At 70.4% G+C, this 18,636-nt stretch carries 14 protein-coding genes and 1 pseudogene; 11 read left to right on the top strand and 4 right to left on the bottom strand.

What is annotated here, in order from left to right:
• The first annotated feature begins 99 nt into the window (after positions 1-99).
• From ACFVVM_RS12175 to ACFVVM_RS12160, 4 genes are read left to right on the top strand one after another with little or no spacing between them, the layout of a single operon-like run.
• On the top strand, positions 100-744 hold the full coding sequence (locus ACFVVM_RS12175) for an ABC transporter permease (protein ID WP_387616533.1): 645 nt from the start codon (positions 100-102) through the stop codon (positions 742-744).
• Positions 741-2,063, top strand: a complete 1,323-nt coding sequence (locus ACFVVM_RS12170) for an ATP-binding cassette domain-containing protein (RefSeq protein ID WP_387616531.1) — start codon at positions 741-743, stop codon at positions 2,061-2,063. Before ACFVVM_RS12175 ends, ACFVVM_RS12170 begins: the two co-directional genes overlap by 4 nt.
• A complete protein-coding gene (locus ACFVVM_RS12165; RefSeq protein ID WP_387616529.1) occupies positions 2,060-2,797 on the top strand; it encodes an ABC transporter permease in 738 nt (245 codons plus the stop codon). The genes ACFVVM_RS12170 and ACFVVM_RS12165 overlap by 4 nt, the downstream gene beginning before the upstream one ends.
• Positions 2,794-3,765, top strand: a complete 972-nt coding sequence (locus ACFVVM_RS12160) for a glycine betaine ABC transporter substrate-binding protein (RefSeq protein ID WP_387616527.1) — start codon at positions 2,794-2,796, stop codon at positions 3,763-3,765. The genes ACFVVM_RS12165 and ACFVVM_RS12160 overlap by 4 nt, the downstream gene beginning before the upstream one ends.
• Here ACFVVM_RS12160 and ACFVVM_RS12155 read toward each other — a convergent pair.
• Positions 3,766-4,350 (bottom strand): annotated as a pseudogene (locus ACFVVM_RS12155) (SDR family NAD(P)-dependent oxidoreductase); the annotation flags it as partial.
• A 29-nt stretch (positions 4,351-4,379) separates the two neighbouring features.
• Between ACFVVM_RS12155 and ACFVVM_RS12150 the strand changes: the two are divergent.
• On the top strand, positions 4,380-5,249 hold the full coding sequence (locus tag ACFVVM_RS12150) for an AraC family transcriptional regulator N-terminal domain-containing protein (protein WP_387616525.1): 870 nt from the start codon (positions 4,380-4,382) through the stop codon (positions 5,247-5,249).
• Positions 5,250-5,323: 74 nt separating this feature from the next.
• Here ACFVVM_RS12150 and ACFVVM_RS12145 read toward each other — a convergent pair whose 3' ends face one another.
• The gene (locus tag ACFVVM_RS12145; protein ID WP_387616523.1) at positions 5,324-6,748 is read right to left on the bottom strand and encodes an MFS transporter; all 1,425 of its coding nucleotides are present in this window, start codon (positions 6,746-6,748) and stop codon (positions 5,324-5,326) included.
• 90 nt (positions 6,749-6,838) lie between these two features.
• On the opposite strand from ACFVVM_RS12145, the gene ACFVVM_RS12140 reads away from it, so the two are divergent.
• Positions 6,839-7,510, top strand: a complete 672-nt coding sequence (locus ACFVVM_RS12140; RefSeq protein WP_387616521.1) for a TetR/AcrR family transcriptional regulator — start codon at positions 6,839-6,841, stop codon at positions 7,508-7,510.
• A 15-nt stretch (positions 7,511-7,525) separates the two neighbouring features.
• Here the strand turns inward: ACFVVM_RS12140 and ACFVVM_RS12135 are convergent, their stop codons facing one another.
• Positions 7,526-7,666, bottom strand: coding sequence for a hypothetical protein (locus tag ACFVVM_RS12135; protein WP_387616519.1), 141 nt, complete (start codon positions 7,664-7,666; stop codon positions 7,526-7,528).
• Between the two features lie 84 nt (positions 7,667-7,750).
• On the opposite strand from ACFVVM_RS12135, the gene ACFVVM_RS12130 reads away from it, so the two are divergent.
• From ACFVVM_RS12130 to ACFVVM_RS12120, 3 genes are all read left to right on the top strand, one after another.
• Entirely contained in the window at positions 7,751-8,848 is a 1,098-nt protein-coding gene (locus ACFVVM_RS12130) for a winged helix DNA-binding domain-containing protein (protein WP_387616517.1), read from the top strand.
• Between the two features lie 84 nt (positions 8,849-8,932).
• Positions 8,933-9,403, top strand: a complete 471-nt coding sequence (locus ACFVVM_RS12125) for an RrF2 family transcriptional regulator (protein ID WP_387616515.1) — start codon at positions 8,933-8,935, stop codon at positions 9,401-9,403.
• The gene (locus ACFVVM_RS12120; protein ID WP_387616513.1) at positions 9,400-10,611 is read left to right on the top strand and encodes a globin domain-containing protein; all 1,212 of its coding nucleotides are present in this window, start codon (positions 9,400-9,402) and stop codon (positions 10,609-10,611) included. Before ACFVVM_RS12125 ends, ACFVVM_RS12120 begins: the two co-directional genes overlap by 4 nt.
• 6 nt (positions 10,612-10,617) lie before the next feature.
• On the opposite strand, the gene ACFVVM_RS12115 is transcribed toward ACFVVM_RS12120, so the two are convergent.
• Entirely contained in the window at positions 10,618-11,844 is a 1,227-nt protein-coding gene (locus ACFVVM_RS12115; RefSeq protein ID WP_387616511.1) for a cation:proton antiporter, read from the bottom strand.
• A gap of 160 nt (positions 11,845-12,004) precedes the next feature.
• Here ACFVVM_RS12115 and ACFVVM_RS12110 point away from each other — a divergent pair, with 160 nt between their 5' ends.
• On the top strand, positions 12,005-13,021 hold the full coding sequence (locus ACFVVM_RS12110; RefSeq protein WP_387616509.1) for an HAD family hydrolase: 1,017 nt from the start codon (positions 12,005-12,007) through the stop codon (positions 13,019-13,021).
• 114 nt (positions 13,022-13,135) lie between these two features.
• Positions 13,136-18,610, top strand: a complete 5,475-nt coding sequence (locus ACFVVM_RS12105; RefSeq protein WP_387616507.1) for a carboxyl transferase domain-containing protein — start codon at positions 13,136-13,138, stop codon at positions 18,608-18,610.
• Positions 18,611-18,636 lie beyond the last annotated feature (26 nt).

The following is an 18,636-nucleotide window of genomic DNA, read 5'->3' as shown; positions in this document are numbered from 1 at the left end:
CAACACCTCCTGCGCCCGAGGTCCCCGGCCGGACACGGTGTATCGATTACCCTTCGACGACGCGTATCTCCCCTTGCCCAGCCTGACGACGGGAATCTCGTGAATCTGTGGAGCTATGTCCGGGGGCGGGGCGAGGTGTTGACCTTCCTCACCTATCAGCACGCGTCCCTGGCGTTCCAAACGGTCCTGGTCGGCACGATCGTCGCCGTCCTCGTCGCGATCGCGGTCTATCGACTACCGCTGGGATCGGCGCTCACGCTCACCGCGAGCCGGGTCGCGCTGACCATTCCCTCGCTCGCGCTGCTGGCGCTGCTGCTGGTGCCGTTCGGTCTCGGCGTCACCCCGTCGTTCATCATGCTGGCGTTCTTCGCCGCCCTTCCGGTGATCGGCAACGCCATCGTCGGCCTGCGGTCGGTGCCCACCTCGGTGATCGAATCCGCGCGCGGAATCGGGTTGTCGCGCTGGCGGATCCTGCTGACCGTCGAGTTCCCGATCGCCTGGCCGGTGATCCTCACCGGGATCAGGATCTCCACCCAGATGATCGTCGGCGTCGCCGCCATCGTCGCCTATGTGCTCGGCCCCGGACTCGGTTCGCTCATCTTCAACGGCCTGTCCCGGCTCGGCGGCGCCAACGCACTCGAGATGGCGCTGACCGGCACCATCCTCATCGTCGCGATCGCGTTGGTGTTCGACGCGCTCCTCGTCCTGCTGGGACGTCTCACGATCGCCAAAGGACTGCAATGACCGATGTGACCAACCAGCCCGCCCCGGTGTCCCCGGAGCGCAACGTGACCGGTGCGGCCATCACGCTCGACGGGGTCGTCAAGCGGTACAAGGGCACCGACAAGCCCGCCGTGGAACGACTCGACCTCGAGATCGAGGCGGGGCACATCGTCGCGTTCGTCGGCCCGTCCGGCTGCGGTAAGACGACCACGCTGAAGATGATCAACCGGCTGATCGAGCCGACCGAGGGGCGGATCTTCATCGGTGGCCGCGACGTCACCCGCGAAGACCCCGACAAACTCCGGCAGTCGATCGGGTACGTCATCCAGTCCGGTGGCCTGTTCCCGCACTGGTCGGTCGCCAAGAACATCGGCGCCATTCCGCGGGTGCTCGGCTGGGACAAGAAGCGCATCGCCGAGCGCACCGAGTACCTGCTCGATCTGGTCGGACTCGATCCCGCCGTCTTCGCCGACCGGCTGCCCAAGGACATGTCCGGCGGCCAGCAGCAGCGCGTCGGCGTGGCCCGCGCGCTCGCCGCCGACCCGCCGGTACTGCTGATGGACGAGCCGTTCGGCGCGGTCGACCCGATCACCCGGGTTCGCCTGCAGGACAGCCTGATCGCGATCCAGCACGAACTCGGCAAGACCATCGTCATCGTCACCCACGACTTCGAGGAAGCCACCAAGCTCGGCGACAAGGTGCTCATCCTGTCCGAGGGCGGCCACGTCGAGCAGTACGCGCGCCCGGAGGAGATCCTCACCGATCCGGCCACGCCGTTCGTGGAGGAATTCGTCGGATCCGGCGCCAAGCTGGCGTATCTGACGGTCTCGCGCGTGCGCGATGTCGACCACGACCCGGTGACCACCGCGCGCATCGGCGAGCCCGCCGAGAAGGTGCTCGCGCGGGCGAAGGCGGCCGGGCACACCTGGGTCGTGGTGGTCGACTCGGCCGGGCGGCCGCGCTCGTGGCCCTCGCTCACCGAGGTCGCGAGCAAGCCGGAGATCTCGGACTATCTGGATCGGCGACTGCCGGTCGTCGCCCAGTCCTCCACGCTCAACGACGCCCTCGACGCCATGCTCGCCGCCAGCCAGGGCGCCACGCTGGTCACCGACGGGCGCGGCGCGGTGATCGGCTCGCTGAGCATCGGGTCGGTGACCGACGTGATCCAGACCAAGCTGGCCGAGGGGCAGGCCGCCGAGGCCGCACCCTCCTACGAGACCTACGTGGACGGGTCCGATCCGACGCCGACCCCGGTCGTCGCCGCCGACGAACCACCGGCCGTCGAAGCCGTGACGGCCGAACCGGGCACGGCCGAGACCGGAACGGCCGAACCGTCGTGAACCGGCTGCGCCGCCTGCCGATCGACGTCTGGTTCGAGCCGCTGATCATCGTGGTGATCGGTGTGGGCTACCTGCTCTGGTACCGGTCGACGACGTTCACCCCCACCGAGCAGGCCTCGCTGGGCTGGGCCAACCTGCAGACCACCATCGGCGAACACATCCGGCTGACCGTGGTCGCCACGCTGATCGTGGTGGCGGTGGCGATCCCGCTCGGCATCGCGCTCACCCGGCCCGCGTTGAAGCGGTTCGAGCCGGTCGCCGTGAACATCGCCAATATCGGGCAGGCCGCGCCCGCGGTGGGTCTGCTCGTGCTGTTCACGTTCTGGCTCGGCACCGGATTCCGCACGGCGGTCGTCGGTCTGGTCGTGTACGCGATCCTGCCGATCCTGCAGAACACCATCGTCGGGCTGCGGCAGGTGGATCAGCGCACGATCGAGGCGGCGCGCGGCATCGGGTTCTCGGGGGCGCGGACGCTGGTGCAGGTCGAACTGCCGCTCGCGGTGCCGGTGATCCTCAACGGTGTGCGCACCGCGCTGGTCATCCTGGTCGGCACCGCCACGCTGAGCACCTTCATCGGCGCGACCAGCCTCGGCACCCTGATCACCACCGGCGTCACCCTGTTCCTGCCCAAGCTGCTCATCTCCGGCGCCATCCTCGTCGGGTTGCTGGCGTTGATCATCGACTGGCTCGGCCGACTCGTCGAACTGGCCGCGACCCCACGAGGTGTCTCATGAGACGAGCACGGCTGATCGCCCTGATGGCCGCGACGATCGCGCTGGTCGCGGGGTGCGGTCTGGTGAGTTCCTCGGGCACCTTCCACGACGCGAGCCTGCCCGGTGGTGAACGACCGCTCGACGGCGCCACGCTGGTGGTCACCTCGAAGAGCTTCACCGAAGGTGTTCTGCTGGGCAAGATCTCGGCGACCTACCTGGCCGCGGCGGGCGCCTCGGTCACCGATCTGACCGGTGCGCCGGGCTCGGCCTCCTCGCGCCAGGCCCAGCTCAACGGCGACGCCGACGTGCTCTGGGAATACACCGGCACCGGCTGGGTCAACTACCACAGCCAGACCGAGACCATCACCGACCCCGACGAGCTGTGGCAGCGCGTCCACGACATCGAGAAGCAGGAATACGACCTCGAATGGCTCGCGCCGGCCAACTTCAACAACACCTACGCCTTCGCCGCCTCGACACCGACGGCGCAACGGCTGGGCGTGACCTCGCTGTCGCAGGTCGCCGACCTGCCGGTGGCCGAGCGCACCTTCTGCGTGGACGACGAGTTCTTCAGCCGCTCCGACGGTTTCCTGCCGATGCTGGAGAAATACGGCATCCCCTACAACACTCCGACCGGTGTGCCCGTCGAGAACGTCACCCGGATGGACGCCGGTGTCGTCTACACCGCCACGGCCAGGAGCGAACCGTGCAACTTCGGCATGGTCTACACCACCGACGGCCGGATCAAGAACCTGGACCTGACCGTCCTCGACGACGACCGCAAGTTCTTCCTGCCCTACAGCGGCACCGCCGTCATCCGCGGTGAAGTGCTCGCGGCACACCCCGAGATCCGCACGCTGCTCGGTACGGTCTCCGAGCGCCTCACCGACGACCTGATGCAGGAACTCAACGGCCGCGTCGACATCGACGGCGAGGACCCCGCCGATGTCGCCTACGACTGGTTGAAGAGCGAGAACCTGATCGAGTAGTCAGAGCCCGTAGCCACCGGCGACCTCGATGTTCTCGGCCGTGATCCACCGGCACTCGGGGGAGACCAGCGAGGCGATGACGGCGCCGATGTCGTCGGGCTCGCCGACCCGGCCCAGGGCGGTCTTGGCGGCGATGGCCGGTACGACCTCGGGGAAGCGTTCGAAGGCGTTGTCGCCGAGGCGGGTTCGGGTGGCACCGGGCGCGATGGAGTTCACCCGGATGCCGCGCGGGCTGAGTTCCTTGGCCAGGTAGCGGGTGAGGACGGTGAGCGCGCCCTTCATCGAGGCGTAGGCGGAGTAGCCCGGTTCCAGGCCCGAGGGCAGCGCCGAATTGCTGCTGACGTTGACGATCGCGCCGCCGTCGGTCAGCAGCGGCAGCAGCGTCTGGGTCAGGAAGTACGGGCCCTTGAACAGCACCCGGTGGAAGCGGTCGAACAGTTCCTCGGTGGTGTCGGCGAACATCGCGGTCTGCGCGAAACCCGCGTTGTTGACGAGGATGTCGAAGCTCTCGCGCTGCCAGGTCTCGCGCAGCGCGTCGGTGACCGCCTGCCGGAAGGCGGGGAAGGTCTCGGATTGCCCGAGGTCGAGTCGGAGGGCAACGCGACGAACTCCGTATGCTGCTCGCCCGCCACGCGCGTCCCGACACCACCACCGCCATCGACGGTGTGCTGATCTCCGCGGTGGACCGGTCCGCGGCGCCGTCGGCTTCGATGACGGGGACCGTCATGGCGCTGATCGCTCAGGGTGCCAAACGGCTGGCGCTGGGGGATCAGGTCTTCGAGTACCGGGACGGGCAGTACCTGGTCGCCTCGGTCGATCTGCCCGTCACTGGCCACTTCGTCGACGTCGACCCGCGGCGGCCCGCGCTCGGATTCGGGTTGGTGCTGCAACCGGCCGCGGTCGCCGAGCTGCTGTTGCGCGGCGCGCCGACCGAGACCCACCGTGGTGCCCGGCCGCCGCGCGGGATCGCCGTGAGCGATGCCTCCGACGATCTCCTCGACGCCGTGGTCCGGCTGCTGCGGCTGCTGGACCGGCCCGCCGACATCGCCGCGCTGGCGCCGCTCTACACGCGAGAGATCCTGTGGCGCTTGATCACCGGCGAGCAGGGCGCGACCGTGCGGCAACTCGGGCTGGCCGATTCGAGCCTGTCCCACATCGCCCGCGCCGTGCACTGGATCCGCGACAACTACCGCGAACCGTTCCGGGTGCAGGAGATCGCCCGGCGCGCGGGGATGAGCGAATCGGCCTTCTATCGCAATTTCCAGGCGGTCACCGCCATGAGCCCCATCCAGTTCCAGAAGCAGATCCGCCTGCAGGAAGCCCGGCTGTTGCTGGCCACCAGCCCCGGCGACATCACCGGCGTCGGCCACGCGGTCGGCTATGACAGCCCGTCCCAATTCAGCCGCGAATACCGCCGCCAATTCGGTGCTGCGCCGAGTCGGGACGCCGTGCGCCTGCGCGAGACCGCCTCGGCGGTGCTGTGAGTGCTCGGTCGGCGGTCGAGTCCGTCGAAGATGATGGCGATCTCGTCGTCGCGCCGACCGCGCCGAGGCCGAGGTCATTTCGCGGGCTCGGCGGCAATGACCGGTGCGGTGGGGGCCGGGGTGTGCCGGGGCAGGATGGCCGCGGCGACGAGTGCGCCGACGGCGAGCAGGACCGCGCCCCAGCGCAGGGCGATGCCGTACCCGTGGGCGAGGGAGGCCGGGTCGACGGCGTCGCCGATGCTGTGGGTGGCCACGGTGACCAGGACCGCCAGGCCGAGGCAGCCACCCAATTGCCGTGCGCTGTTGAGGATTCCGGAGGCAAGACCCGAGCGCTCCGGTTCGATTCCCGACACCGCCGCCATGCCCATGGCCACCATGGACGCGCCGATGCCGATGCTGCCGACCAGTGACGGGCCGAGGATTCCGGTCAGGAACGTGGTCTCCGGGTCGGACTGACCGAACCAGAGCAGACCGGCGGCGCCCACGAGACCGCCCACCAGCAGGACCGGGCGCGGGCCGGTGCGCGGCGTGACCGCCAGGGCGATGCGCAAGCCGATCACGACGCCGACGCAGAAGGGCAGGAACGCCAAGCCGGTGCGGGTCGGGCTGTAGTCGAGCACGCGCTGCATGAACTGCGCGACGAAGTAGAAACTCGCCACCTGACCGCTCACCAGCAGGAAGCCGAAAACGGTTGCGCCGACCAGGGATCGACGGCGCAGCATCTCGAGCGGCACCAGCGGCTGAGCCACCCGTGCCTCGACGGCGACGAAGAGTGCCAGTGCCACCAGGCCCGCCGCGAACCAGCCGAGTACCTGAATCGAACCCCAGTCGTTGCGGTCGGTCGCGATGACGCCGAGCACCAGCGCGCTCACCCCGAAGGTCGCCAGGACGGCACCCGCCACGTCGACCCGGCCGGTCCGGTCGGCGACGGTGTTGCTCACGCCGCGCAGCACCGCCACCACGGCACCGACCACGAAGATCAGGTTCACCCACATCACCCAGCGCCAGCCGAGATGGTCGGTGAGCACGCCGCTGAGGACCACGCCCACCGCGCCGCCGACGGCACCGGCGCCGCCCCACACCGCCATGGCCTTGGCGCGCTCGGAACCCTCCGGGAATTCCGAGGTGACCAGGGTCAGCGACATCGGCGCGAGGACCGCCGCCGCCACGCCCTGTCCGGCGCGCCCGGCCAGCAGTTCCCAGCCGTGCTGGGCCGCACCGCCCCACGCGCTCGACACCGCGAAGACGGCGAGCGCGCCCAGCAGCAGGGTGCGTCGTCCGGTGAGATCGGCCAGGCGTCCGCCCAGCAGCATCAGTCCGGCGAACGGGAGCATGAAGGCGTTGATCACCCAGCTCAGCTGGGTGGGCCCGAAGTCGAACGCCCGGTCGATCTCGGGGAGCGCCACATTCACGATCGACAGGTCGAGGGAGACGAGGAACATCACCAGGAAGACGACGGCGAGCGTCGCTCCACGATGTGTCCGGGACTGGTCCGCCACGGCGGCCTCCTAATTTCCAAACGCGTGTTTTAATTGAACTAAGCACACCCTGAGACGGCTGTCGAGAGGTTCGGTCAGGAGAATGGGGGCATGTCAGCCAGTACGAGTCCACGGCGTGGCCGGCCGGTCCGGGTGAGCCGTGACGTGGTGGTCGACACCGCGCTGCGGCTGGTCAGCGCGCGCGGCCACGACGGCGTCAGCATGCGCGGATTGGCCGATGAGCTCGGCGTGAGCACGGCCGCCGTCTATCACCATTTCCCCACCAAGGCCGCGCTGTTCATCGCGGTGTTGAGCGCGCGTGCCGAGGAGCTGGAGCGGCCCGAGCTGCCCGAGGATCCGCGCGATCGGCTGGTCGCGATCGTCGCCTATCTGATCGACACCCTGTACCGGATGCCCTGGGTGACCGACATCCTCGTCGCGGGGGAGTCCTTCGGCCGGGCGGCCATGTGGATCCTCGAGGAATTCGTGTCCACCGCGGTTGCGCTCGGCGCCGACGACGAATACGCCGGGTACATGTACAGCGTCAGCTGGCGCTTCGTCCTCGGCGAACTCGCCATGCGCCGCGCCGACGACGAACGCACCGCCGCCGCGGCGCAGGGCCGTCCCCGTCCGCGCTGGACCGACGAGGCACCCGAGCAACTCGCCGAGTTCCCGGTCGTCCTGCGCATGATCCCCCGGTGGGGAACGATCCGCGCCGACTACCGCACCGAAACCGCGGTCGGCCACCTCATCGACGGACTGCTGACTGACATCGCCCGCTGAACCTCGATTGCCGGATCAAGCGCCGGCCGTCGGGTTACCGCGCAGGACGATCAGCGGCGTGAGGTAGTGCTCGGTCACCTGCCCGCCCAGGTCGTCGACCGCACAGGCAGCCGCGTCCACCTCGGCGGCCGTCCAGCGGATCGGGCACCCGGACACTCTAATTCGGTGTCGACCGGTCCGCGTTCCTGGCGACGCCGGTCATCGCGCCGATCTGTCGGTGGGGTGTCACATACTCACCAGGTGACCGTCCTCGATGCCCGCGCGCTGAATCGCGCGACGCTGGCCCGCCAAATGCTGCTCGATCGTGCCGAGGTGTCGGCGTTCGACGCCATCGCTCACCTGGGCGGGTTGCAGGCGCAGGAGCCGCAGGAGCCGTTCGTGGGGCTGTGGACGCGTGTAGGCGGGTTCGAGCCGGTGGCGCTGTCGGAGCTGCTGGTCGGGCATCGGGTGCTGCGGACCCACCTCATGCGCCGCACGGTGCACCTGCTCACCGCCGAGGACGTGCTGGCCTGGCGGGCCCGCCACGACGCGATGCTGCGGCAGCGCGTGGTCGGGGTCTATCGCCGTCAACTCGACGGCGTCGACCTCGACGAGCTGGCCGCGGCCGGTCGTGCGGTGGCGGCCGACGGCGAACCCCGGTCGCTGACCGAACTGGCCCGCACGCTCGTCGAACGGTGGCCCGAGACCGATCAGCGGGCGCTGGGCGAGATGCTGGTCTCGCTCGTCCCGGTGGCGCAGCTGCCGCCGCGCGGGGTGTGGCGCGCCAAGGGCGGGGTGCGCAATGTGGCGGTGTCGGTGCTGCTCGGTCGCGAGATCGACCCGCTGCCCGACGATGTCGCCGATCCGGTGGGGCAGGCGATGATTCGCCGCTATCTCGCCGCCTACGGCCCGGCCGCCACGGCCGATGTCCGCGCGTGGAGCGGTGTCGCCGGACTGCCCGCGGCGGTGGCCGCGCTGCGCCCGGAGCTGGTCACCTTCCGCGACGAACGCGGCCGCGAACTCCTCGACCTGCCCGGCGCTCCGCTACCCGATCCCGACACCCCGGCGCCCGTGCGCTTCCTACCCGCCTTCGACAATGCCGTGCTCGGCTACGACGACCGCGGCCGGATCATCGACGACGCCCATCGCGGGCTGTCGGTGGCGGGTGCGCGCTTCGTCCTCGTCGATGGCCGGGTCGCGGCCACCTGGACCGTCGAGGACGGCACCGTCGCGGTCACCGCGCTGCGTCCGCTGGCGCGCGCCGAACGGGCCGAGGTCGCCGAGGAGGGCGAGCGGCTGGCGCTGTTGCTGTCCGAGGGCGACAGTGCGCGCGTGCGGGTTCCCGGCGCGGGGCTGTGACGGCAATTACGCACGCTCCTGCGTAATCGAAGACACCGCTGAGCAGGGCATATCCAGCTGCCGACTGGCGGTAGCGTCGACGCCATGCAGCTGACCGCGTCGACCGGGATCGGGCTCCACACCGTGCTGCGGCTGGCTTCGGCCGACCAGCACGGTGACCGGGTGACGATCAAGGCGATCGCCCACCAGGTCGGTGCCTCCGAACGTGCCGTGTCCACCGTCGTGGCCCGGCTCGTCGAGGCGGGCGTGCTCGCGACCAGTCGCGGCCGCGGCGGCGGGCTCGTGCTCACCGACAGGGCGCGGACGACGACTCTCGGCAGCCTGATCCGGCTGCTGGAACCTCGGCCGGAGGGCATCGAGGTGGCCGGACCGCCGACGCGACCGATGATCGCCGGATCCCGCCTGCGCCATGCCATGTCGCAGGCCACCGAGGCCTTCCATCGCGAGCTCGACCGGTACACGGTGGCCGATCTCGTCGCCGGGACGGCCGGTCAGCTGTTGCCGTTGCGCGCGCAGACGACACCGCGCGCGCCCGCCGACGAGGAGTCCCGATGACCGCACCCACCCGCTCGCACCCCGAACTCACGCCCGACCACGCCGCGACCGTGCGCGCGACCCTGCCTGCCATCGGCGCCGCAATCGACGAGATCACCACGGTCTTCTACCGGACCCTGTTCTCGGCGCATCCGGACCTGCGACGCGATCTGTTCAACCGCGGCAACCAGGCGCAGGGCAGCCAGCCACGCGCGCTCGCCGCCTCGATCGCGGCCTTCGCGACCTATCTCGTCGACCCGGCCCTGCCGCACCCGGCGGCGATGCTGGCCCGGATCGGACACAAGCACGCCTCGCTCGGCATCACCGCCGAGCAGTACCAGGTGGTGCACGACAACCTGTTCGCCGCGATCGTGGAGGTGCTCGGCGCCGAGGTCGTCACCGCGCCGGTCGCCGAGGCGTGGGACCGGGTGTACTGGCTGATGGCCGACGCGCTGATCGACCTGGAGAAGCGGCTCTACATCGACGCGGGCGTGCAGCCGGGGCAGGTGTGGCGCGCGGTGACCGTCATCGAGCGGACCGATGATCCCGCGGGTCCGGCGGTGTTCCGGGTCCGGGCCGTCGATCCCGCCGAGGAACTGCCGGGATTCGTTGCCGGGCAGTACATCTCGGTCGGCGTGCGATTGACCGACGGTGCGCGTCAACTGCGTCAGTACAGTCTGATCGGCGCGGCGGGTGACGGCACGCTGACCTTCGCGGTGAAGCGGGTCGCCGCGGCGCCGGGGTGCCCGGCCGGTGAGGTGTCGAGTTGGCTGCACGAGCGGGTCGGGACCGGCGATCGGCTCGAGATCTCGCTGCCCTTCGGCGATCTCACCATCGACCCCGACGCCACCACGCCGTTGGTGCTGGTCTCGGCGGGCATCGGCGTGACCCCGATGGTCGGCATCCTCGAACACCTCGCCGCGCACGATCCCGGCCGGCCGGTCACGGTCCTGCACGCGGATCGCCGCGCGTCGGAGCACCCCTTGCGTGCGCGCGTCCTCGCCCTGGTCGAGCGACTCGACAACGTCCGCACCGAATTCTGGTACACCGAGGACACCCACCGTGGTCGGCTGGACCTGACCGCTGTCGAACTTCCCGGCGACGCCGATGTCCACGTCTGCGGAAACGACCGATTCCTCGACACCGCACGTGCCCAACTGCGGGCCGCCGACGTGCCCGACGCGCGGATCCACATCGAGCAGTTCACCCCGACCGACTGGCGTCGCTGAGTCGCGTCAGCGCCCGGCGGTGTTCGCCTGCCGTCGGGCGCGGCGCCGGTCCAGCAGATGGGCGGCCAGCGGCGAGCCCGCCCCGTGCAGCACGATGCTGCCGAGCACCGTCAGCACCATGACGCTCAGGATGTCGTCGCCGTCGTCGGCGGGCAGCAGGTTGAAGGCGATCAGGCCGAACACGATCGAGGGGGTTCCGCGCGGACCGAGCCAGCCGACGAGCAGTACCTCGGTCCTGCTGAACTCGGATCCGATCAGCGACAGCGCGATCGGCACCATGCGCACCACCGTGAGCACGGCGAGGCAGAACACGATCAGCTGCCAGGTCACGTCCCCGGTGAGCGCGAGGAAGGCGGCGGCGCCGAAGACGAACCACATCTGGGCGGTCAGCAGGAACCCGACGTCGTCGATCAACCGGTGACCGTCCGCGAAGTGCTCGGACCGGCGGCGCAGGTGATGGAACACCACACCGCACAGGAACGGCGCCACGAATTCGTTGCCGCCCAGCCCGTACGAGGCGGCGAAGGCCAGCACCGGGGCAACGACGACGACCACCCGACCCGATTGCGCGGTCATCAGCCCGCGGCGTTCGGCCGCGTTGACGCCGCGGCCGAGCAGCCACCCGATCACCGCGCCGACCGCGATCGCCACGGCGATCGCCCAGCCCGCGGCGCCCAGCGCGCCGAGCACGCTGTCCGAGGGCGCGGTGCCCGCGGCGAGGGCGATGCCGAAGAACAGCACCGGGGCGAGGAGCCCGTCCTTGTAGCCCGCCTCGATGTTGAGCACATCGCGGACCCTGGCCGGAACCCGGTCGTCGCGCAGGGTCGCGGCGGCGGGGGAGAAGTCGGTGGGCACCACCACGCACGCGAGCACCAGCAGCAGCGCCCAGCCGACATCGGGGAACACCAGGGCGCCGAGCAGCATGGCCGCGGCGATGCTCAACGGCGTCGCCACCAGCAGCACCCGCAGCGCGGCGCCGGGACGGCTGCCGAGCAACCTGCCCCGCACCTCCGAGGAGTCGATGAACAGCAGGATCGCCAGAATGAGCTCGGCGGCGTGCAGGGCGGCCGACGCGTTGAGCGCTTCCCCGACCGTGTCGCGCCCGAACGCCCCGATCACGATCCCGGCCCCGACCACCACCATCGGCGCCGTGACCCGATGCCGCTCGAACCACCCGGCGAACATCGCCCAGATCACCAGCGCCGTCGATACCGCGAGAATCGGTCCGGTCACCTGGCCAGACTGCCAGAACCGAACCCCCGCGCCGGGGCGACACCCACGCGGTCACGACGTTCCGCCGGGAATCACCCGATCCGGGTGATTCGGATCGCGGGCCGCAGCGGGTTGACTCAGAGGTCGCAGGCCCCCGCCATGCCTGCGGGGAGGACAGGCCATGGTTGCCGCACTGGGGTCGTGGACCGAGGGCAGTGCCCGCGGCGCCATCGAGGAATTCCTCGCGCGCGTCACCGAGCCGAACGGTTCCGGTCATGTCGAACCCGCGGCGCGGGTGGCCGTCTTCGACAACGACGGCACCCTGTGGTGTGAGAAACCGATGCAGCCACAACTCGACTTCACCATCCAGCGGCTGCGCGAGATGGCCGACCACGACGTCGAGCTGCGCACCAGACAGCCCTGGCAGGCCGCCCACACGGGCGACCTGACCTGGCTGAACGAAGCGCTGATCAAGCACTATCGCGGCGACGACAGCGATCTCGCGGTGCTGATGGACGGGGTGACCCGCGCGTTCGGCGAGATCAGCGTCGAGGAGTACCAGCAGCGGGTCAGCGGATTCTTCCGCACCAGCGCGCATCCCAGCCTGGCGCGCCCCTATCGTGACTGCGGCTACGCCCCGATGGCCGAGTTGCTGCGCGTGCTCGACGAACACGGCTTCACCAGCTACATCGCCTCCGGCGGCGACCGCGACTTCATGCGCCCGGTCGCCCGTACCCTCTACGGCGTGCCGCCGGAACGGGTCATCGGCAGCTCGCTCGGCCTGACCTATCGCGCGGGAGCGGGTCGCGCGGAGTTGCTGTACGAGCCGACGATGGACTTCTTCGACGACGGGCCGGAGAAGCCGGTGCGGATCTGGAGCAGGATCGGACGCAGGCCGATCCTGTCGGTCGGCAACTCCAACGGCGACATCCCGATGCTTGCGTTCTCCGAGCTGCCCGGCGCCCCCGCGCTGCGGATGCTCGTCCGCCACGACGACGCGCAGCGCGAGTTCGACTACGACGCGGGCGCGGAGGAAGCGCTCGACCACGCCGACCGCAACGGATGGACGGTCGTGAGCATGCGGAACGACTGGACGCGGGTGTTCGCCGACCCGGCCGCGAAACTTCTCGGGCCGATGGGGCGATTACCTCGTGAAAGCGACGTCAGCGATAACGATTCTCGCGATACGTGCGGGTAACCCTGGCGCGCTGTACACATACGAGTGACCGGCGTGCAGACTCGGTGCTGAAGCTTCGAAGTCGCACCCGTGCCCGGCCGGGCCATGACCACTGCAGAGGAAGGGAGTCGGCGAGTGTTCAGCCGCATCGCCATCGTGAATCGGGGAGAGGCCGCTATGCGCCTCATCCATGCCGTCCGTGATCTGGCGGCGGCGACCGGGCTACGGATCGAGACCGTCGCCCTGCACACCGACGTCGACCGCACCGCCACCTTCGTGCGCGAGGCCGACATCGCCTACGACCTCGGCCCGGCTTCGGCCCGCCCGTACCTCGACCTCAAGGCGCTCGAGCAGGCCCTGGTGGCGACCAAGGCCGACGCGGCCTGGGTCGGCTGGGGATTCGTCGCCGAAGACCCCGCGTTCGCGGAACTGTGCGACCACATCGGCGTCACCTTCGTCGGCCCCAGCCCCGATGCCATGCGCAAGCTGGGCGACAAGATCGGCGCCAAGCTGATCGCCGAGGAAGTCGGCGTGCCGGTCGCCCCGTGGAGCCGCGGCCCGGTCGACACCGTCGAGGACGCCATCGAGGCCGCCACCCGGATCGGCTACCCGCTGATGCTCAAGGCGACCGCGGGCGGCGGTGGCCGCGGTATCCGCGTGATCACCAACGAGGCCGAACTCGTCGACGCCTACGAGCGCACCCGCCAGGAGGCCGCCCGCGCCTTCGGCAGTGGTGTCGTCTTCCTGGAGCGCCTGGTCACCGGCGCCCGCCATGTCGAGGTACAGGTCATCGCCGACGGTCAGGGCACCGCGTGGGCCCTGGGCGTGCGCGACTGCTCGGTGCAGCGCCGCAACCAGAAGGTCATCGAGGAGTCCGCCTCGCCGGTGCTCAGCGCCGAGCAGACCGCCGAACTCAAGGCCTCGGCCGAGCGCCTCGCCATCAAGGTCGGCTACCGCGGCGCCGCGACCGTGGAGTTCCTCTACCACCCCGGTGACCAGCTCTTCGCCTTCCTCGAGGTGAACACCCGCCTGCAGGTCGAGCATCCGATCACCGAGACCACCACCGGGTTCGACCTCGTGCACGCCCAGCTGCACGTGGCCGCCGGCGGCAAGCTCGAAGGCATCCCGCCCGCCGAGCGCGGCCATGCCATCGAGGCCAGGCTCAACGCCGAGGACCCCGACCGCGACTTCGCCCCCGCCCCCGGCCGCATCGTGCGCCTCGACCTGCCCGCGGGCCCCGGCATCCGCGTGGACACCGGCGTCAGCGAGGGCGACACCATCCCCGCCGACTTCGACTCGATGATCGCCAAGATCATCGCCTACGGCCGCGACCGCGGCGAGGCGCTCGGCCGCTTGCGTCGCGCCATGGCGCAGACCAGGGTCGTCATCGAGGGCGGCGCGACCAACAAGAGCTTCGTGCTCGACCTGCTCGACCAGCCCGAGGTGATCGACGCCAGCGCCGACACCGGCTGGATCGACCGGGTCCGCGGCGAGGGCCGCCTGGTGACCCACCGGCACTCGACGATCGCGCTGGCCGCCGCCGCCATCGACGCCTACGAGGAAGACGAGCGGGCCGAACAGCACCGCCTGCTCTCCACCGCCTCGGGTGGCCGTCCGCAGGTCCAGCACGAGAGCGGCCGCCCGCTCGACCTGAAGCTGCGCGGCGCGGGCTACCGCGTCCGGGTCGCCCGGATCGGCGCGCACCGCTTCCGCGTCGGCATCGAGGCGGGCGGCGAATTGCGCACCGCCGATGTCGATCTCGAGCGCTTCGACGACCACACCGGCCAGATCGTGGTCAACGGCAGCCGCTACCGCCTGATCACCGGCACGCACGGCCCCACCCACGTGGTCGACGTCGACGGCATCACCCACCGGATCAGCCGCGACGAGGGCGGTGTCGTCCGCTCGCCCGCCCCCGCGCTGGTCGTCGGCACCCCGCTGGAAGTGGGCGCCGAGGTCGAGGCGGGCGCCCCGGTGCTCGTGCTGGAGAGCATGAAGATGGAAACGGTGCTGCGCGCGCCGTTCCGGGCCCGGCTCAAGGAATGCGCCGTTTCGGTCGGCACCCAGGTCGAGACGGGCGCGCCGCTGCTGCGGCTCGAGCCGATCGCCGATGACGACGAGTCCGCCGAGACCGCGACCGTCGGCACCGTCGAACTCGACCTGCCCGCCGAGCCGACCACCCTGCGTGCCCACGAGCGGCTCACCCGCGGTCGCCAGGACCTGCGCAGCCTGCTGCTGGGCTTCGACGTCGACCCGCACGACGACCGTCGCGTTCTCGACGACTACCTCGCCGCCCGCCGCGACACCGTCGCCGACAACGTCCGCCCGCTGGGCGAGGAACTCGAACTCGTGCAGGTCTTCGCCGACCTCGCCGAACTGAGCCACAACCGTCCCGCCGATGACGACGGCGCCCAGGGCCACCTGCACAGCGCCCGCGAGTACTTCCACACCTACCTGCAGAGCCTCGATGTCGAGCGCGCCGGTCTGCCCGAGTCCTACCAGGCCAAACTGGCCGCGGCGCTCGGCCACTACGGCGTCACCGAACTGGACCGCACGCCCGAGCTCGAGGCCGCGGTCTTCCGGATCTTCCTGGCCCAGCAGCGGCCCGCCGACACCGTCGCGGTGATCACCACCCTGCTGCGGGAGTGGCTGCAGGAGCCGATGCCCGATCAGGTGCTGCGCGAGCCCACCGGTCTGGCGCTGGAGCGCCTGGTCGCGGCCACCCAGGTGCGTTTCCCGGTCGTCGCCGATCTCGCGCGCGGCCTGGTGTACGCCTGGTACGGCCAGCCGCTGCTGCGGCGCAACCGCGCCCGTGTCTACACCAATGTCCGCAAGAACCTGAGTCACCTGGACGCGCACCCGGATTCGGCCGATCGCGCCGAGCGCATCTCCGACATGGTGCGCAGCACCGAGCCGCTGGTGCGCCTGCTGGGCCAGCGGCTGGTGCGTGACAAGCCCGACAACACCGTCATGCTCGAGGTGCTCACCCGCCGCTACTACGGCAACAAGGGCCTCACCGGCGTCCGGACCGAACAGGTCGCCGGTTGCACCTTCGTCGTCGCCGAGCGCGACGGCTCCAGCCTGGTCTCGGCCGCGGTGAGCTTCGACGCGCTCGACACCGCCCTGGACGGCCTGGCCGAACTGGCCGCGGGCGCGGCCTCCATCGACGCCGACATCTACCTCAGCTGGGAATCGCAGCCCGAGGACTTCGACGCGATGGCCGCGGCCCTGCAGGAGGTGCTCGGCGCGCACCCGGTGCCCAACCAGGTGCACCGGATCACCGCCACCGTCGCGGGCAGCGACAACGCGGTCATGCACCACCACTTCACCTTCCGGCCCTCGGCCACCGGCATGGCCGAGGAGCGCCTGATCCGCGGCCTGCATCCCTACATCGCGCAGCGGATGCAGATGGAGCGGCTGCGCAAGTTCGACCTCACCCGGCTGCAGTCCTCCGACGACGAGGAGATCTACCTGTTCCGGTGCGTGGCCAAGGAGAACCCCTCCGACGATCGCCTCATCGCCTTCGCCCAGGTGCGTGACCTGGCGGCGCTGCGCGAGCACGACGGCCGCCTGCTGGCGCTGCCGACGGCGGAGTCCACCATCGCCACCTGTGTCGACTCGATCCGGCGCGCCCAGTCGCGGCGGCCCTCGGCCAAGCGGCTCAACACCAACCGCATCGTGATGTACATCTGGCCGCCGATGGACGTCACCCGCGCCGAGCTCGAGACGATCGGTGGCCACGTGCTGCCGACCGCCGCGGGTGCCGGGCTCGAGGAGATCCTGCTCATCGCCCGCCAGCGTGACTCGAAGACCGGTGAGCTCACCAAGGTCTCGGTCCGGATCGCCTTCGGCGCCACCGGTGGACCGCAGGTGACGGTGGGCGAGCCCACCGACGAGCCGGTCGAGCCGCTCGACGAGTACCGCCAGAAGGTGCTGCGGGCCGCCGCGCGCAACACCGTCTACCCCTACGAATTGACCGGTCTGCTCGGCGATTTCGCCGAGTACGACCTCGACGAGAACCACACCCTGGTACCGGTCGACCGTCCGAAGGGCCGCAACACCGCCGCGCTCGTGGCGGGCGTGGTCACCACCGCGACCGCGCGGCATCCGCAGGGCGTCACCCGCGTGCTGCTGCTCGGCGATCCCACCAAATCCCTCGGCGCGCTGTCGGAGCCGGAGTGCCGCCGGGTGATCGCCGCGCTGGATCTGGCCGAGAGCCTGCAGGTCCCGCTCGAGTGGTACGCGCTGTCCTCCGGTGCCCGGATCTCGATGGCCTCGGGTACCGAGAACATGGACTGGGTCGCGGCCGCGCTCAAGCGCATCGTCGAGTTCACCCAGGACGGCGGCGAGATCAACATCGTGGTCGCGGGCATCAATGTCGGCGCGCAGCCGTACTGGAACGCCGAGGCGACCATGCTCATGCACACCAAGGGTGTGCTGGTGATGACCCCGGATTCGGCGATGGTGCTCACCGGTAAGCAGTCGCTGGACTTCTCCGGTGGTGTCTCCGCCGAGGACAACTTCGGCATCGGCGGCTACGACCGGGTGATGGGCCCCAACGGTCAGGCCCAGTACTGGGCGCCGAACCTGACCGCCGCGCGCGATGTGCTCATGGCCCACTACGAGCACACCTATGTCGCGCCGGGCGAGCAGGGCCCGCGCCGGGCACTGACCACCGACCCGGTCGACCGCGATGTCTCCGGGTTCCCGCATGTGCTGGCCGACAGCACCTTCGCCACCGTCGGCGAGATCTTCTCCGCCGCCGCCAACCCGGATCGCAAGAAGCCCTTCGACATCCGCACCGTCATGCGGGCGCTGTCGGATCAGGACCACCCGGTGCTGGAGCGCTGGGCCGGGATGGCCGACGCCGAGACCGCCGTCGTGCAGGACGCGCACCTGGGCGGTATCCCGGTGTGCCTGCTGGGCATCGAGTCCCGCAATGTGGCGCGGCGTGGTTTCCCGTCCACCGACGGACCCGACACCTACACCGCGGGCACGCTGTTCCCGCGTTCGTCGAAGAAGGCCGCGCGGGCCATCAACGCGGCCAGCGGCAACCGGCCGCTGGTCGTGCTGGCGAACCTGTCGGGCTTCGACGGTTCCCCGGAGTCGATGCGCAAGCTGCAGCTCGAGTACGGCGCCGAGATCGGCCGGGCCATCGTCAATTTCGACGGCCCGATCGTGTTCTGCGTGATCTCGCGTTACCACGGCGGCGCGTTCGTGGTGTTCTCCAAGGCGCTGAACCCGAACATGACGGTGCTCGCCCTGGAGGGTTCGTTCGCCTCGGTCCTCGGTGGCGCGCCCGCCGCCGCGGTCGTGTTCGCCGGTGAGGTCAACACCCGTACCGCGGCCGATCCGCGGGTGCGTGAGCTGGAGACCCGCGCGGCGAGCGCCTTCGGCACCGACCGCGCCACCCTGACCGCCGAACTGGACGAACTGCGGTCCTCGGTGCGGGCGGAGAAGCTCGGCGACGTGGCCGCCGAGTTCGACCGCGTGCACAACATCCAGCGCGCGGTGGAGGTGGGCTCGGTCGACGCCATCGTCAGCGTCGCCGACCTGCGTCCGCGCATCATCGAGGCGATCGAATCCCGCCTCGACGGGCAGTCCGCCTAGACAGGATCGGCCGGCGGGCCGGGCTC

The organism is Nocardia sp. NPDC058176 (assembly GCF_042883805.1).
GTDB lineage: Bacteria > Actinomycetota > Actinomycetes > Mycobacteriales > Mycobacteriaceae > Nocardia.
This window is presented reverse-complemented; position numbering and strand designations above follow the sequence as displayed.

Bases quoted from the DNA above. Each gene is read 5' to 3' on its own strand.
- ACFVVM_RS12170 (WP_387616531.1), top strand. From the start codon at position 741: ATGACCGATGTGACCAACCAGCCCGCCCCGGTGTCCCCGGAGCGCAAC.
- ACFVVM_RS12160 (WP_387616527.1), top strand. From the start codon at position 2,794: ATGAGACGAGCACGGCTGATCGCCCTGATGGCCGCGACGATCGCGCTG.
- ACFVVM_RS12150 (WP_387616525.1), top strand. From the start codon at position 4,380: ATGCTGCTCGCCCGCCACGCGCGTCCCGACACCACCACCGCCATCGAC.
- ACFVVM_RS12140 (WP_387616521.1), top strand. From the start codon at position 6,839: ATGTCAGCCAGTACGAGTCCACGGCGTGGCCGGCCGGTCCGGGTGAGC.
- ACFVVM_RS12125 (WP_387616515.1), top strand. From the start codon at position 8,933: ATGCAGCTGACCGCGTCGACCGGGATCGGGCTCCACACCGTGCTGCGG.
- ACFVVM_RS12120 (WP_387616513.1), top strand. From the start codon at position 9,400: ATGACCGCACCCACCCGCTCGCACCCCGAACTCACGCCCGACCACGCC.
- ACFVVM_RS12110 (WP_387616509.1), top strand. From the start codon at position 12,005: ATGGTTGCCGCACTGGGGTCGTGGACCGAGGGCAGTGCCCGCGGCGCC.